Annotated in this window: 17 protein-coding genes, 1 tRNA gene and 1 other RNA gene; 15 read left to right on the top strand and 4 right to left on the bottom strand. The window is 36.4% G+C overall.

What is annotated here, in order from left to right:
• Positions 1-52 precede the first annotated feature (52 nt).
• From RT41_RS08280 to RT41_RS08265, 4 genes are all read left to right on the top strand, one after another.
• A complete protein-coding gene (locus tag RT41_RS08280) occupies positions 53-1,210 on the top strand; it encodes a mannitol-1-phosphate 5-dehydrogenase (RefSeq protein ID WP_054639712.1) in 1,158 nt (385 codons plus the stop codon).
• A 128-nt stretch (positions 1,211-1,338) separates the two neighbouring features.
• Positions 1,339-1,526: non-coding RNA, 6S RNA (ssrS, locus tag RT41_RS08275), on the top strand.
• A gap of 137 nt (positions 1,527-1,663) precedes the next feature.
• Positions 1,664-2,077 carry a DUF1398 family protein gene (locus RT41_RS08270; protein ID WP_096818862.1) on the top strand — a complete coding sequence of 138 codons (414 nt, stop codon included), beginning with the start codon at positions 1,664-1,666 and terminating at the stop codon, positions 2,075-2,077.
• 177 nt (positions 2,078-2,254) lie between these two features.
• A complete protein-coding gene (locus tag RT41_RS08265) occupies positions 2,255-2,626 on the top strand; it encodes a helix-turn-helix domain-containing protein (protein WP_096818860.1) in 372 nt (123 codons plus the stop codon).
• Between the two features lie 46 nt (positions 2,627-2,672).
• Here the strand turns inward: RT41_RS08265 and RT41_RS08260 are convergent, their stop codons facing one another.
• Both RT41_RS08260 and RT41_RS08255 read right to left on the bottom strand, forming a co-directional pair.
• On the bottom strand, positions 2,673-2,873 hold the full coding sequence (locus RT41_RS08260) for a cold-shock protein (RefSeq protein WP_054639710.1): 201 nt from the start codon (positions 2,871-2,873) through the stop codon (positions 2,673-2,675).
• A gap of 146 nt (positions 2,874-3,019) precedes the next feature.
• Positions 3,020-3,667, bottom strand: coding sequence for an HAD family hydrolase (locus tag RT41_RS08255; protein WP_054639709.1), 648 nt, complete (start codon positions 3,665-3,667; stop codon positions 3,020-3,022).
• A 163-nt stretch (positions 3,668-3,830) separates the two neighbouring features.
• On the opposite strand from RT41_RS08255, the gene RT41_RS08250 reads away from it, so the two are divergent.
• From RT41_RS08250 to RT41_RS08200, 11 genes are all read left to right on the top strand, one after another.
• Positions 3,831-4,454: a cadmium resistance transporter gene (locus RT41_RS08250; protein WP_245811650.1), complete on the top strand. Its 624-nt coding sequence runs from the start codon at positions 3,831-3,833 to the stop codon at positions 4,452-4,454.
• 11 nt (positions 4,455-4,465) lie between these two features.
• Positions 4,466-4,807 (top strand): helix-turn-helix domain-containing protein, encoded by a 342-nt coding sequence (locus RT41_RS08245; RefSeq protein WP_054639708.1) that lies wholly within the window; start codon positions 4,466-4,468, stop codon positions 4,805-4,807.
• A 27-nt stretch (positions 4,808-4,834) separates the two neighbouring features.
• Entirely contained in the window at positions 4,835-5,362 is a 528-nt protein-coding gene (locus tag RT41_RS08240; RefSeq protein ID WP_096818858.1) for a GNAT family N-acetyltransferase, read from the top strand.
• Between the two features lie 117 nt (positions 5,363-5,479).
• A complete protein-coding gene (locus tag RT41_RS08235) occupies positions 5,480-6,055 on the top strand; it encodes an NADPH-dependent F420 reductase (RefSeq protein WP_096818856.1) in 576 nt (191 codons plus the stop codon).
• A 134-nt stretch (positions 6,056-6,189) separates the two neighbouring features.
• Positions 6,190-6,262: transfer RNA gene (locus RT41_RS08230), tRNA-Lys, on the top strand.
• A 153-nt stretch (positions 6,263-6,415) separates the two neighbouring features.
• Positions 6,416-7,591 (top strand): pyridoxal phosphate-dependent aminotransferase, encoded by a 1,176-nt coding sequence (locus RT41_RS08225; protein WP_096818854.1) that lies wholly within the window; start codon positions 6,416-6,418, stop codon positions 7,589-7,591.
• Positions 7,591-7,956 carry an HIT family protein gene (locus RT41_RS08220; protein WP_054639707.1) on the top strand — a complete coding sequence of 122 codons (366 nt, stop codon included), beginning with the start codon at positions 7,591-7,593 and terminating at the stop codon, positions 7,954-7,956. The genes RT41_RS08225 and RT41_RS08220 overlap by 1 nt, the downstream gene beginning before the upstream one ends.
• A gap of 113 nt (positions 7,957-8,069) precedes the next feature.
• Positions 8,070-8,834, top strand: coding sequence for a DNA repair protein RecO (gene recO / locus RT41_RS08215; RefSeq protein WP_096818852.1), 765 nt, complete (start codon positions 8,070-8,072; stop codon positions 8,832-8,834).
• A gap of 15 nt (positions 8,835-8,849) precedes the next feature.
• Positions 8,850-9,752, top strand: coding sequence for an Rgg/GadR/MutR family transcriptional regulator (locus tag RT41_RS08210; RefSeq protein ID WP_096818850.1), 903 nt, complete (start codon positions 8,850-8,852; stop codon positions 9,750-9,752).
• A gap of 72 nt (positions 9,753-9,824) precedes the next feature.
• Entirely contained in the window at positions 9,825-11,141 is a 1,317-nt protein-coding gene (locus RT41_RS08205) for a radical SAM protein (RefSeq protein WP_096818847.1), read from the top strand.
• Entirely contained in the window at positions 11,131-12,723 is a 1,593-nt protein-coding gene (locus RT41_RS08200; RefSeq protein ID WP_096818845.1) for an ATP-binding cassette domain-containing protein, read from the top strand. Before RT41_RS08205 ends, RT41_RS08200 begins: the two co-directional genes overlap by 11 nt.
• A gap of 362 nt (positions 12,724-13,085) precedes the next feature.
• Here the strand turns inward: RT41_RS08200 and lpdA are convergent, their stop codons facing one another.
• Positions 13,086-14,507, bottom strand: coding sequence for a dihydrolipoyl dehydrogenase (gene lpdA, locus RT41_RS08195; protein ID WP_054639700.1), 1,422 nt, complete (start codon positions 14,505-14,507; stop codon positions 13,086-13,088).
• Between the two features lie 190 nt (positions 14,508-14,697).
• Positions 14,698-15,906: 2-oxo acid dehydrogenase subunit E2 (locus RT41_RS08190; RefSeq protein ID WP_096818843.1), on the bottom strand; the 1,209-nt coding region annotated here is incomplete at its 5' end.

Raw genomic sequence — 15,906 nt, 5'->3', positions numbered from 1 at the left:
TAATTCGCATTATAATTAAGAGGTAGATAAAAACGGAAGAAGGAATTTAATCATGAAAAAAGCGGTACACTTCGGTGCAGGAAATATTGGACGTGGCTTTATTGGTGAAATTTTGAGTCAAAACGGATTCGAGATTGTCTTCATTGACATGAATGAAACTGTTATTGATGCACTCAATGCGCGTGGTAAATATGAAATTGGAATCGCTAGCCCAGAGCATGAAAAAGTGGGCGTCTCAGGTGTTCGAGGCATAAATAATGGGAAGAATCCAGAAGAAGTCGTTAAGGCAATTTCTGAAGCAGACGTAGTTACGACTGCAATTGGTCCAAATATTTTGCCTTATATCGCTGAGTTGATTGCCAAAGGTATTCAAACACGAAAATCAGCTGGTTCAAAGGCTCCACTTGATATAATTGCTTGTGAAAACATGATTGGTGGGTCAACATTTTTGGGCGATAAAGTCGATGAATATTTATCAGATGAAGATAAGGCTTATGTTACTGAATTTATCGGTTTTCCTAATGCAGCCGTTGACCGAATTGTCCCAGGACAACACCACGAGGATCCTCTTTATGTTGAAGTTGAGCCTTTCCATGAATGGGTAATTGACGAAAGCCAGTTAAAGAATTCTTCTTTCAAATTAGATGGTGTTCACTATGCCACTGATCTGGAACCTTTCATCGAACGTAAATTATTCTCCGTCAATTCTGGACATGCTACGGTTGCTTATAATTCAGCTTATAAGGGATACAAAACAATTCTCGAAGGATTACAAGACGAAGACATATTAGCTGCCTTAAAAGCCGTTCAGGCAGAAACACGGGCCTTGCTCCTTTCAAAATGGGGAGAATATTTCACTGAAGAAAGTCTTGTTGAATATCACAATGTTATCATCTCACGCTTTGCCAACCCTGAAATTATTGATGAAGTGACTCGAGTTGGAAGAACACCAATTCGTAAACTTGGCTACGATGAACGCTTTATTCGTCCCATTCGTGAACTTAAAGCGCATGGAAAAACTTATACAGCTCATCTAGATGTCGTCGGAAAAATTTTCGCTTATGATGATCCAGAAGACGCTCAAGCGGTAGAATTACAAGAAAAATTGGCTTCAGCAGAACTGACAGACGTTATCAAGGAGGTCACCGGACTTTCAGATAATGATTTGATTACAGAAATCGAAACTGTTGTCAAAAAATATGCAAAATAAACATAAAAAACCGCTTCATAAGGCGGATTTTTGTGTTTTTTATTTCATTCGTTTGAATTGCAGAAAGACATTAAAAAAACGTTTACAGTTGAAAAAAATTATATAAAATGATAAGATAAAGACATAGAGAAACACTGGAATGTGCGAGCTTACTCTTTTAATTGACCGACTATTTTTTGTATTGCATAGGGGTTCATGAGACATTCTACAGCATGGCATACCTTCGGGGAGCAGCTAAGTAGAAGCGAGAACACCCACCTGGCTTTTGAGCGGGTTCAATACGTGGGTGAGCATACGGCATTCAATCAGTGTTTTTTCTGTTCTCAATAATAAAATAATAAAAGTTATGGATTTGGATATCCTACTTTTTTTTCTAATTATAAGCAGAGCTTGTGAAATTTTTTGTTTTATGTGTTTTAATTAATCATCAAATAAAAATAATAGAGGTATTCGATGGATTTACAGCAACATTTAAAAAATGCAATGGAAAAATCGGAAAAAGTTCGTCCAAAAGTTGGAGGTTTTCCTTACCTAGCAGAGTGTTTGAGACGAGAAGGTTTTTTAAAGAATATGTGGCAACTCCCCTCCGCAACCAGTTTTTATATTTCGGAAGATGATGCTTTAGTGATTCCAGGAAAATCATTGATTGATGGTGCGTCTACCTGTCCGAAATTTAATAAAGAAAAATTAATAGCAATTCTCCGGATTGATCAGGCGGGACAAACAACTTTTCTTGAATTTCTAGAAAATACTTGGGGAGCAGGTGTGGTCAAATATGAAGTTGATTTTATCAACCGCAACGTTATTTACTATGGTTTAAATGGAGAGGAATACAGAGAGGATTATATGGCTGTGAAAATTGATTGATATTTTGAATCCTACTGAAAAAAATAAATTTTATCTGCAACTTTTTAAATTCAATAATATCAATATTTAACAGAGTGTTAGCAACGGACAGTTGCGCAAATTTCTCTTACTTTTGCTTTTTTCTAATTAGATTTATGATAGAATCATGTCAACAAACGAAATATAGCAGGAGGAAATATGATGGCAATAATTATTGGAGAACAAATTAAGAAGTTAAGAAAAGAACAAAATAAATCACAAGACTGGCTTGCGGAACAATTATTCTTCTCGAGGCAGGCTATTTCTAAGTGGGAATCTGGTGATTTTGTTCCTGATGTAGAAACATGTGAACGTCTATCAAAAATTTTTAACGTGAGTCTTGATTATTTAATTTCGGGCATCGAAACAAGTGGTCCTAAAATTGACCCTCAAGAATTTATTTATGATCCAAATAAAAATAAATACATCAGAAAAAGGGAAGAAATGAATGGTTGGCAATTTTTTGCAATGTACTGGTGGTTGCTTTTTCCGATTGGTGGATTTATTGACTTTGTGTTAAATATTAGGTAGGCTATGGGTCATATAATAAAAAAAGCACTCCTAACGGAGTGTTTTTTTAGTTTACTGTAATGTTTGTAGCTTGAGGTCCACGTTGACCTTGTTCTACTTCAAAAGAAACTTTTTGTCCTTCTTCAAGTGTTTTGAATCCAGATGTTTGAATTTGTGAAAAATGAGCGAACAAATCTGTGCCATCTTCCGCAGTGATGAAACCGAAACCTTTAGTTGGGTTAAACCATTTTACTGTACCTTGTGTCATTTAAGTGTATTCCTTTCCTTAAATTTTGTAAATCCCATTTTGAGAAAAGAATATCCTAAAATATATTACTAAGAATAAAATCTACTTGCTAATAGTAACACTAAATGTCAAGAATGTCAAAGGCTCATTCCAATTTGGCTTGAGTTCTATTTATCCAATTTCATGAGTTTCGAAGGAGAGTCAATCAAGAAATCTGGTTGCTCAGACTTTAAGCTTACGACATCATGCGCTCCCCACGTAACGCCACAAGTGTGAACTCCTGCGGCTTTTCCCATTTGGAGGTCAAAAATAGCATCTCCAATCATGATTGAATCCTTGGGTGATAAATGGTATTTGTCGACTAAAGCATTAATTCCGTCGGGTGCTGGTTTATAATTTTCAACCTGATCAGATCCAATAACGGCCTTAAAAAAATTGAGGATACCAAGCTGGTCCAAATTTCGTATTAATGATGAAGAATGCTTACTTGAAACGACGAATAGGTTTTTATCATTTTCAGAAAGATGAATGAGTGCCTCTTTGATACCGTCAAACAAACTCAAGTACTGATTTTCATAGGACTGGTAGAAGTCTCGAAAGGATTGCAATAATTCATCAAATTCAGCTGATGTGAATTGATGAGGTTCACTCATTTTTTTAAAAGATATTTCAATAGGAATCCCCATATAATATTGAATGGTTTCTGCGTTTGGAATATCAAGAGAAAAAGATTTGAAGGCCGCCTGAATTGCCATTATTCCAGTTTGCCCTGAATCCGCTAATGTGCCATCAAAATCAAAAAAATAGTTTTTCATTTCTGCTCCTTATCTTTCAAAATTATGGAATAAAAAAAGAGAATTGTCAAATTGTAATCTTATTTCGAATGGACGGAGTAAAACCAATGATTTTAATGGTTTACACTTTATAATTAATGTATAATGGTAAGAGGATAGTCACTTAAAAGTGTTAGAAAGTTTAATGATGATCACAATTATTTTAAAATCCACTGTTTTGTACTGGGCGACAGCGCTTGACTTACTGTTAATTTTAACCGTTTTATTTATTAAATTTGACAAGAAGAAACATGCTGCAATTGCTTGGGGGCAGATTGTTGGTTCGAGTCTTTTGGTATTAGCGAGCTTAGTTTTTGCACTGGTATTACAGTTAGTTCCACAACAATGGATTTTGGGTTTGATGGGATTGATTCCATTATCTTTTGGCCTGAAATATTTGTTTGTTGGTGATGATGACGAGGACGAGCTCGACGAGCTTTTAGAAAAACGAAATCAAAAAAATCTATTTGTAATGGTTGTTTTTCTTTCATTTGCAAGTTGTGGAGCAGATAATATAGCATTATTTACACCATTTTTCATGACTTTACATACTCATATACTCCTTATTTCGATCATTACATTTATGGTAAATATCTTTATTCTAGGATTTATTGGCCAATATCTAGCAAGGATACCGCATTTTCATGATCTATTGTCTAGGTACAGCAGATGGGTGCTCGCAATTGTTTATATTGGCCTTGGACTTATGATTCTTATTGAGACGAAGGCTTTAAGTCATTTAATTGATTTTATTAAGGCCATTTTATAGGAGGAATTAAAATGACATTGACATCGGAACGCATTAGACAGTCTCGTAAGGACAAGGCATTAACCTTGCAAGAGTTGGCTGAAATGATGAAAGTAAATAAAAGTACGATTGTGAAATGGGAGAATGGTACAAACGTTCCACGGATTCAGACCATAGAAAGCTTGTCTCAATTTTTAGAAGTCGATAAGGGTTATTTGTTGGGAACCCAAAACGAGCGACGGACAATGTCTCTTACCGAGTTTGTTGAATCGATTGACGAGAACCAATTGGTGTACAATTACCGCCATTTATCAAGAGAAAATAAAGTGATTCTCAAGGGAATAACTGACTTAATGCTAGAAAATCAAGAATAAATTCAGTACGAAAGTAGAGTATAGCCTATGAAAATTAGAGCATTGGAGCGAACGGATTTAAAAAATATTCATATTATCGATAATAAGGCTGAGACAATGCGTTTGTGGTTTGAGGAACCGTATGAGTCGCTTGATGAGTTAACAAGCTTGTACGACAAACATATTCACGATACGCATGAACGTCGTTTTGTTGTTGATTTAGATGGTATATTTGCGGGAATTGTTGAATTGGTCAGCATTGACTACATTCATCGGAACTGTGAAATACAAATTGTCATCACTGACAAATTTTCGGGTCTCGGGTATGCTCAACAATCTTTGAAAAAAGGTGTTGATTATGCATTCCATACGCTCAATATGTACAAAGTATATTTGTGGGTTGATGTCGATAATGCCAAAGCAGTTCATATATACAAAAAGCTCGGCTTTCAGATTGAAGGAACGATTAAACAACAATTTTTTGCTGGTGGTAAGTACCATGACTCTTATTTTATGGGAATATTGAAATCAGATTATATAAGGAGAAATGAAAATAAAACTAAAGTTAATAATTGAGAATTAATTTTCTCTTTTTTATTTCTTTGTTATCAATATTAAAACAAATTATCATAAATTAATTTTAGTCAATGCTATAATGTTGGTGTATAAATGTTTTTAATTAAGGAGGCGCTTATGGCGAACATTAGTATCTTTGGTAAAGGCAGTATGGGTAAAGCAATTGGTGATAATTTTACAAAGGCGGGCAATACTGTTCATTATCTCGACTCAAAAACACCCCGGACAAGTTTGGGGGATATCGTTGTTCTTGCAGTTCCTTATCCTGCGGTTTCAGACATTATTGAGCAGTATAAAGATGAATTGAAGGAAAAAATTGTTGTGGATATTACAAATCCGGTTGATTTTACAACTTTTGATGATTTAGTTGTCCCTGCTGATAGTTCGGCAGCGGCGTTAATTGCTGAAAAATTGCCAGATTCTTCTGTAGTAAAAGGGTTTAATACAACATTTGCTTCAACTCTGGTCACCAAAAAAGTAGCGAATGCCACCCAAACTACAGTTCTTTTTGCTGGCGATGATGTTGAGGCCAAAAAAACGTTGAAAAATGCGTTAGATGGCAGTGGACTGGCTGTTCTTGATGCAGGCGGCTTGAAACGTGCGCGTGAGTTGGAGTCCATTGGTTTCTTGCAAATCTCATTAGCTGGGGCCGAAAAAATTACATGGGGCGGCGGTTTTGCCCTTTACGAATAAGTTGAAAGTTAATCCCAAAGCGATTTGGGATTTTTTTATTGTGAAAGTCTTTCAGATGTAGATGAGAAAATTCTTGCAATTATTCCAATTTGTGGTAAAATAATAAAGTACGTTCTGTGAACGAATTCATATTTGGCCCGGTAGCTCAGTTGGTAGAGCAGTAGACTCTTAATCTATGGGTCCAGGGTTCGAGCCCCTGCCGAGCCATCACCTTTCCGTGAGTCGTATTTTACGATCTCACTCAAAAATTTCTAATCTTAGGATTAGTTTTTTTTATTCCTTCAGTTATTTGTTGTAATCGTGAAAATTATCAGAAAAAAGTATATAATGGAACGCAAATAGTTTTTATCGGAGGCTTTTATGGACTTAACAAAAAAATTCAACCCAAATTTAGACAAAATTGCTGTTTCAATGATTCGACAGTTTGACCAACAAGTATCTAATATCCCAGGGATTATCAAATTGACATTAGGTGAGCCTGATTTTTACACACCTGAACACGTTAAACAAGCAGGAATTGCAGCAATCGAAGCCAATCAGAGTCACTATACAGGGATGGCTGGCTTACTTGATTTAAGAATTGCAGCAAGTGAATTTTTGGCGTCAAAATATGGGTTACATTATAGCCCTGAAAATGAGATTTTGGTTACAGTTGGTGTTACAGAAGCAATTTCCGCAACCTTGTTGTCCATTTTAGTGCCTGGGGATGAAGTTTTGATTCCTGCTCCTGCCTACCCTGGCTATGAACCGCTCATAACGCTCGCTGGCGGAACTTTGGTCGAAATTGACACAACGGCTAATGATTTTGTTTTGACGCCTGAAATGCTCGATTCTGCGCTCACAGCGCATGCTGGAAAAGCTAAAGCGGTTATTTTGAATTATCCAGCTAATCCTACTGGCGTAACCTATAGTCGAGAGCAAATAAAAGCCTTGGCTGATGTAGTTAAGCGCCACGAGGTTTTTGTCATTGCTGACGAAGTTTATAGCGAACTGAATTACACTGACGAAGCGCATGCATCTATCGCCGAATTTGCGCGTGAACAGACGATTTTGTTGAACGGCTTATCAAAATCGCACGCGATGACAGGATGGCGAATTGGCTTGATTTTCGCTCCGTCAGAATTGACAGCGCAGATTATCAAGACCCACCAATATCTTGTCACGTCAGCCTCAACGCAGGCTCAATTTGCGGCGATTGAAGCGCTGAAAAACGGGCAGGACGACGCACTGCCAATGAAAGTCGAGTACCTCAAGCGTCGCGATTACATCATCGAGCACATGGAAAAGCTCGGTTTCGGGATTATCAAACCTGACGGTGCCTTTTACATTTTCGCCAAGATTCCAGCTGATTTGATTCAAAATTCGTTCGATTTCTGCGTAGATTTTGCCAAATCAAAAGCAGTTGCATTTATTCCTGGGGTCAGCTTCGGGCAATTCGGCGAAGGCTTTGTTCGCCTGTCTTATGCGGCTTCGATGGAGGTTATTAAGACTGCCATGGCGCGGTTGGAAGATTATGTAGCGGAGCAGCGGGGGTAATGGCTTGTGTATTTTGCGAGCTCACTCAAATATTATTTGAAAATGAATGGGAAAAATGTTTTCTTGACCAAAATCCAGTTTCAAACGGGCATATTCTAATTGTGCCCAAACGGCATGAAGCTAGCTTTTTTGAACTCACGAAAGCTGAAAAACTAGCGATTGACGAGCTACTAGAAAAATGCAAAAAATATGACGATGAAAAATTTAACCCGGATGCCTACAATGTCGGAATAAACATTGGCGAAGCTTCAGGGCAAACGGTTTTGCACTGTCATGTGCATCTGATTCCACGTTATGAAAATGATGTCGAAAATCCAATTGGTGGCGTTCGTGGCGTGATTCCTGAAAAACAAAATTATAAGTAATTACGGAACTTCTGTCAGTACTGACAGAAGTTTTTTGATATAATTAAACTAACAAATAATTAAAGTTTACACTACTGTAAACCAAGTTGATACAACCAATAGAAAGGAGCAAAATGAGAGACGCTGAAACACGAGCATTAGTGCTGTACAGTCAGAATTACAAAGAAAAAGACAAGCTTGTCAAGATGTTTACAGAAAGTTTCGGCAAGCGTATGTTTTTTGTCAAGAATTTCAGTAAATCTAAGTATGCGAGTAGTTTACAGAACTTTACAGCGGCGCAGATTAACGCAGTCATTAATGACGAGGGCTTTAGCTTTTTGGACGATGTTGGCGACACGACGACTTACAAGCACATTTCTGAGGATATTTTCGTCAATGCTCACGCGAGCTATATCATCAGCCTTGCGGACGCCGCGATTGCTGACAACCAGTACGATCCAACGCTTTACAGTTTTCTGATTCGGGCGCTGGAGCTGCTTGACCAAGGTTTTGACATGGAAATTATCACGAATATTTTCGAGCTGCAAGTCCTCGGACGTTTCGGAATTTCGCTCAATTTTGCCGAATGTACCTTTTGCCACACCACGCAAGGGCCGTTTGATTATTCTTACAAATTTAACGCCTGTCTGTGCCACAAGCATTTTAGCGAGGATTTACGCCGTTCACATCTCGACCCTAATGTGATTTATCTGTGCAATTTGTTTCAAGAAATTTCGCTCGAAGAGCTAAAAAAAATCTCTATCAAGCCAGAAATGAAGCAGAAGCTCCGTCAATTCATTGACGGACTCTATGACGAATACGTCGGGCTACGCCTCAAATCAAAGAAGTTTTTGGACAGTATGCAACCCGGCTCATGGGCTGATATTATGAAAAGATAAAGAAAGCGAAATATAATGGTTGAAGAATCTTGGGGCGAAACGTTCAGAGAATTAAGAGAATCTAAAAATTTATCATTGTCAAAAGTATCTGGAGATTATAAAAATTCTCCAAATTATATTACCTCAAAAGTCCAACTTTCTCGATTTGAACGGAATGAATCAGATATTACGCTGACTAAAATTAGCAAGTTGGTCGAAAAATTAGGAATAACTTTTGAAGAATATTTATCTTATGTGCGAGACTTTGAACAGTCTGAAGCATCAAACTTTATTGATGAATTACAACGCTTAACTGAGCTAGGTAACTATGAAGAAATTGAAAATTTGTATGAAAAATCAATACAAAATTTTTCAAAAATGAATCAAAAAATCTATTATTGGAATAGTTTGGAAGCTAAAGCTATACTTGCGTCAAATCATATCAAAAATTACCAAATTACTGAAAATGAAGCTCAAGAAGTTGCTGATTATCTCTTTTCTATATTAGAATGGGGACAGCAAGAAATTTATTTATTTGGAGAACTTCTTAATTTTTTGAGCGAAGCATTGATCTTTGAGTTCATAATTGAATTGTTAAATCGCAAAAGTTACTATAACAAATCCTCTCAAAATAAAGAGCTCATTATTCTGCTCACTAAAACGGTTACGCTCTATTTTATTGAAAAAAGGAATAAACAATTCTCAGAAAGTCTCATCAATAAATATCGTCAACTCTTAGACAGTCCTACTATGGATATTCATAACCGTAAAGAATTCATGTATGTTGAAGGTTGTTATTACTTGATGATTGATGAAACAGAAAAAGGAAAGAATATTCTAAACAATCTAAGTAATGGTTATAAAGCCTTTGGCTATCCAAATATTGCAAAACAAGTAAGAAAAGTTTTAAAAGAAAAGCTAGAAAATCGTAACAAATAAGTTACGATTTTTATAATCTCAAAATTTCGTGCTACACTCTTTTTATCAAGTTAAAAAGGAAAGGAGAAGTTAATGAAAATTATGAAAAAATTATCTCCCTATGTTGTTTCAAAATCTGTTGAAGACGGAATTATTTTATTCAATACTAAAAATAATATCTCAATTAAAGTTACCAATAACCTAATCAGTAAGATAGAAAATGACAAATCCACTCAGCTTGATTTTGAAAATTATTTAATTTCAAAAAATTTTTATTCAGAAGAAAGTGAATTTGAAAAATCAATAGCACAAATTTTTGACAAAGAGAATGAAATGTTGAGAATTACTGTTTTAACACATGGCGATTGCAATTTCCGCTGTCTTTACTGTTACGAAAAATTTGAAAATATTGCCATGTCTCAAGATACTATGGATAATATTGTTAAATTTACTGAACAAAAAATACTAGAGGGAAATTATAAAAAATTACGGGCTTCTTGGTTTGGTGGCGAGCCACTTTTAGGATATAAAGTAATTGTTTATCTCTCATCAAAGTTCCAAGAGCTTGCAGCAAAGTATAATTTAGACTATGTTTCTGATATTACAACTAATGGATATCTTTTAGATAAACGAAAATTGACTTGTTTAGTTGAAGTGTGTAAATGCGTATTTTTTCAAATCACGATTGACGGTAACCTTGAAAGTCATGATAAACAAAGAGTCTTAAAGAATGGCAAAGGAAGCTTTGAGCGAATTTATGCTAATCTATTAAAAGCTAAAGAGACTTTATTAAAGTTTGACATAGTTTTACGGTTCAATGTTTCAAAAGAGAATTACAAAAATGTAAAAGATTTTATGATTAATGAGAGAGTTCCATTCAAAAACGATAAACGTTTTTCTATGCTTTATCGAAACGTAGGTGATTGGGGGCAAGGAGATAGAAAAGAAGGATACGAGATTGAAAGATTATCGAAAGAAATTACTTTTCAATTTTCCGAAGAAGCTTTATCTCTTGGCTATCAATTAATAGATCCATTTTGGAGTGTTAACAATCAATTTTCATGTTATGCTCAAAATCCAAATCATTTTGCGTTTAATGTACGTGGAAAAATAATGGCTTGCACGGTATTATTATATGACACTAGGAATATATTTGGAGATGTCAATATTGGTATTTTAAATCAAGAAAAAAGACAAAAGTATTGGATTCAAACCTGTGAAAAAATCCCTAAGAAATGCTTAGAAAGTGAAATTGTCTTAATCTGCAAAGGGGGAACATGTCCTAAACTAAATTTTGCTGATAATAAAACTCAAGAATACATTTGTAACAAAAATAAAAATAAATTTTATCAAAATCTTGATTTATTTATTAAACAAAATTTATACGAGGTGACTTTAGATGCGGAATGAATTAAAAATATTATTTCAATATGCTCCAAAGTGGAAATTATTATTGTTTGTTTTGGCGACAATTTCCAATGCTTTAATGGGGTTAGCAACAGCGCTTATCGTCCAACGAGCTGCTGAGATGCAAGGCACAAGTGATATGGGAAAAATCCTAACATTTGGTTTTATCGGGGCACTTCTTTATGCTTATGTTGCCCTTGCAATGCTTTTTGGAAATGTTGTAATAAATAGTTTGGTTTACAGCTGGGTAGTGAATATAAAAAGTGGTTTGCTTCAATCGTTTGTTTGCACTAAGAATCAATATTCAAATTCAGAAATGATTTCAACGCTGACAAATGACATGGACCTTCTTTATCAAGCTTATCTTGCACAAATTTTGATTGTTCCTTTTTTCTCGGTTGTTTTCTTTTCCCCTTTGATTTATATGGTTTCTCAAAATCTTGTTTTGGGTTTATTGTTTGTTGTGGGGGCATTGAGCTTAATGCTTCCTCAACTTTTCTTCAATAAAAGATTAAATCAGCTTGGAAGTAATCTATCTGAAAAACGTGAAGAATTATTAAAAGTCGCAAGTGATAGTATCAACGGTAGAGCAACTATTTTAAGAAATGGAAGTAGCAAACCCGTTCTAAAATTAAACACCCAAAAAATAAAAGCTGCTGAACACGCCTTTTTCTGGCTTTCGACTACCAATAATATTGTTTTTTCTATAAGTACAGCCTTAAAAACACTGGCTGAGATTGTTCCCTTTGTTATTGGCTTAGTCATGATTGGAAATGGAAGTGACTTGAAATTCCCTGTTTTACTTGCTTTGTTTTCTGCGAGCCAACAATTAAAGCAACCCTTGCAACAGGTTCTCTATGCTTTTTCTTATATTCAAGAAGTTAAGGGAATAAGAAAGAAAATATTTAGTTTGCTCGGTTCTAAAATTGAACAAAGTGAAAATGAAGTTGCTTCGAGCTTCGATGAACTTGTTGTTTCTGATTTGTCCATGAATTTCGGAGAGAAAAAAATCTTTGATAAGCTTTCCATGAATGTTAAAGCAGGTCAAAAAGTGCTTATTCGAGGAAAAAGTGGTAGTGGGAAAAGTACGTTACTTAAGTTAATTTGCGGAGAACTAAAACAAAATTCAGGTGATATTTGTCTCCTTAGTCATGGTGAAAAATATCCATTGAATTTTAAAAATTTTGGTTTAGTTGGGCAAGAGCCTTTTATCTTTAACGGTACGGTGCGTTATAATCTTTGTTTGGGACAAAATTTTGATGACTCTGATTTGCTTCAAGTTTTGAGGGAAGTCAATCTTGCACAAGATTTGGATTTAAGTACAGTGCTTCAAAATAATGGTGAAAATATTTCCGGTGGTCAAAAGATTAGACTAGAATTAGCAAGATTTTTGTTAAGAAAAAAACAACTCATGCTTGTTGATGAAGTTACGGCTTCGCTGGATAATGAAACCGCCCAAAAAATACGTGATTTAATATTTAATTTACCTATTACAATTATTGAAGTGGCACATCACATTGATGATGAAAGTCGCTATGATGATATTATTACATTCAGAAAGGAGAACGCATATGAAAGTTGTTGAAAATAAACAAAAAGAAAATGACATTGAACTGAAAATCAATGCTGTTTGTGGTGCAGGTTGTTGAAGTAAGGATATCAAGGTAGAAGGGAGGGATAAAAGTATGAAAGTTATTGAAAATAAAGAACAATCAGAGGAAGATTTTGATATGAAATTTAATGTCCTCTGCGGCTAATGTTATTACTTGAAAATGTTGAAAACTAAAGGGGAAAAAGTATGGTTGTTATCAAAAATAAAGAACGTTCAGAAGAAATTGAACTGAAAATTAACGTTGTTTGTGGTTCAGGATGTTAAAAAATGGAGATAAACTCTGTCAGCGCTGACAGAGTGAGTAAAAAAAAGTTGTCAGAGCTGACAACTTTTTTTTAAACGTGAATTGGAAGACCATCAGCCAATTCAGCAGTATCCATGATTGCTTCACCGAGTGTTGGGTGAGGTTGGATAGTAAGCGAAATGTCTTTAGATGTCAACCCATTTTCAATTGCAAGTGAGAGACCTGAAATCAAGTCTGACGCACCAGGGCCAACGATTTGAGCACCAATGATGGCACCTTCTTTTGTTTCAGTAATCAAACGAAGGAAACCAGTTGTATCGTTCATTGAAATTGCACGTCCATTTGCTGCAAATGGGAATTTAGAAATCTTAACAGTATCCATGCGGTCTTTAACTGAATCTGGCGTTTCACCAACAGTTGCAAGCTCAGTTGTTGTATAAGCAACAGCAGGCAAAGCAACGTGGATATCAACAGAATCGTCAGCTCCAGCAACAGCAGCGGCAGCAACCTTGGCTTGGAATGATGCTTTGTGAGCAAGCATTGGACCAGGGACTACGTCACCGATTGCATAGATGTGTGGCACGTTCGTTTCATATGAGTCTGTAACTTCAATCAAGCCACGATCAGTCATTTTAACATCTGTATTGTTTAAGCCAAGCAAATCAGTGTTTGGACGGCGACCAACTGAAACAAGAAGGTAATCGCCAGTCACTGTTTGTTCTTTTCCATCAACTTCAAATGTCAATGTAACATCTTTGTCAGTTTGGACAGCTGATTTAGCCATTGCTGACGTAAAGATGTCAGAACCTGCAGATTTAACGCGTTTAACGATGATATCTGACATTTCTTTATCGAAGCCATTCAAGATATGGTCGAGTCCTTCAACAATAGTAATTTTAGAACCGAGCATACGGTATGCCCCACCAAGTTCAGAACCGATAACACCACCACCAACGATAATTAAGTGTTTAGGTACTTCAGGAAGTGAGAGCGCACCAGTTGAATCAACGATACGACCACCGAATGGGAATGGTGGAATTTCGATAGGACGTGAACCTGTTGCAATGATAACATCGTTAAAGTGAAGAAGTTTGAATCCATCTTCTTGCTCAACGTTGATCGTTTCATTATCAACAAATTCAGCTGTCCCTTTGATAACGTCAACTTTATGTTTTTTAAGCAACATTTTAACGCCACCAGTCAATTGGCTAACTACTTTATCTTGCTTCCAAGTTTGAGCAGCATCCCAGTCCAATTTGACATCGCCAACTGTAAGTCCAAATGGATTTTTCTTTTCAGCTTCTTCAATGGCATCAGTATAGTGATGACCAATGTTAATCAAAGCTTTTGAAGGAATACATCCGATATTCAAACAAACTCCGCCGACATTATCTTTTTCAATAATAGTAACTTTTTTTCCAAGTTCAGCAGCACGAATAGCGGCTACGTATCCGCCAGGGCCTGAACCAATAACAACCAAATCTACATCTGTGGCTTGTGCACCAACAACCATTTTATATATCCTCCAATTTAACCCATCAGTATGGACAATTGATTCGTCTGTACTGACAGACTTTTAACATCTTATTATGACGGTAAAGATTGAAAAAAGATTCTTCAACATCCGCCTAATAAGCGGGGCAGCTCGTTTACTAAGTAAATCGCCTAGCAGAAATAGACACTAAAGTGCCATTTCACCGCTATCAGATTTCCATTAACATGAACTCTGGATCAGCAAGAAGTGATTTCAAGTAGTTCAATGAAGTTTGTCCAAGCATACCATCGATCAAACGGTGGTCGTAAGTCATTGACAATTTCATGTTTTGACCAACAACGATTTCACCCTCAGCATTAACGATTGGTTCCTTAACGATTGATCCAAGACCAAGGATTACAACGTCAGAGCCGTTGATGATTGGAGTGAACCAAGTTCCACGAGCAGAACCAAGGTTTGAAATTGTAATTGTAGCGCCTTGCATTTGTGCAGGTTTCAAAGAACCATCACGCGTTGCAGCAGCTAATTCGGCAATTTCTTTAGCAATCTGAAGGATTGATTTGTTTTCAGCTTCATGAATAACTGGAACATAAAGTCCTGTTGGAGCATTTACTGCGATACCAACGTTTACATGCTCATGATGAACAATTTCTTGTTTTTCGTAATCAACAGATGAGTTAATGTCAGGGAATTTGTGAGCTGTTGTAGCCAAAGCTTTAGCAACATAGGCAAGATATGTCAATTTGATATCTTGTTTAGCAGCAAGTTCTTTGAAAGTCTTGCGGTGTTCAACCAATTTAGAAACTTCAACTTGATCAAAGTTTGTAACAGGTGGGATGTGTGTATGTTGTGCAGTCATGACTTTTGAAACAACTTTACGAGTTGGATTCATAGGTTCACGAGTATCACCAGCACCAGCTTTAACAGAAGGAGCTTTTTCTACCTTAGGAGCTTCGGCTTTAGGAACGTCAGCAACAGGAGCAGAAGTTGGAGCAGCAACAGGAGCTACAGCACCAGATTCAAATGCTTTAACGTCAGCAAGTGTAGTGTGACCATGGCGACCAGTTGAAGGGACTTGTGTCAAATCAATGCCAGCTTTACGCGCATAGTGACGTACTGAAGGCATTGCAAGAATGCGACCCATAGCTCCAGTTTTTGTATATTGAACATCTCCTGTTGTGGTAGGGGCTGGGCTAGCGGCTTGCGCAGGCGCAGCTGTTGGTGCAGGAGCTGCATTTCCATTACCATTATATTCAATCAATGGTTCCCCAACAGCTACAGTTGTACCAGCTTCAACGAATAATTTTGTAACTTTACCTGTGTAAGGAGACAAGATTTCTTGCATCAACTTGTCGTTTTGTACTTCTGCGACAGGATCATCTTCTTTGACATCATCGCCGACTTTAACGAGCCAGTT

The organism is Lactococcus fujiensis JCM 16395 (genome assembly GCF_002441655.1).
Lineage (GTDB): Bacteria > Bacillota > Bacilli > Lactobacillales > Streptococcaceae > Lactococcus > Lactococcus fujiensis.
Note: the sequence above shows the minus strand (reverse complement) of the source record. Positions and strands in the feature narration are given on the sequence as shown.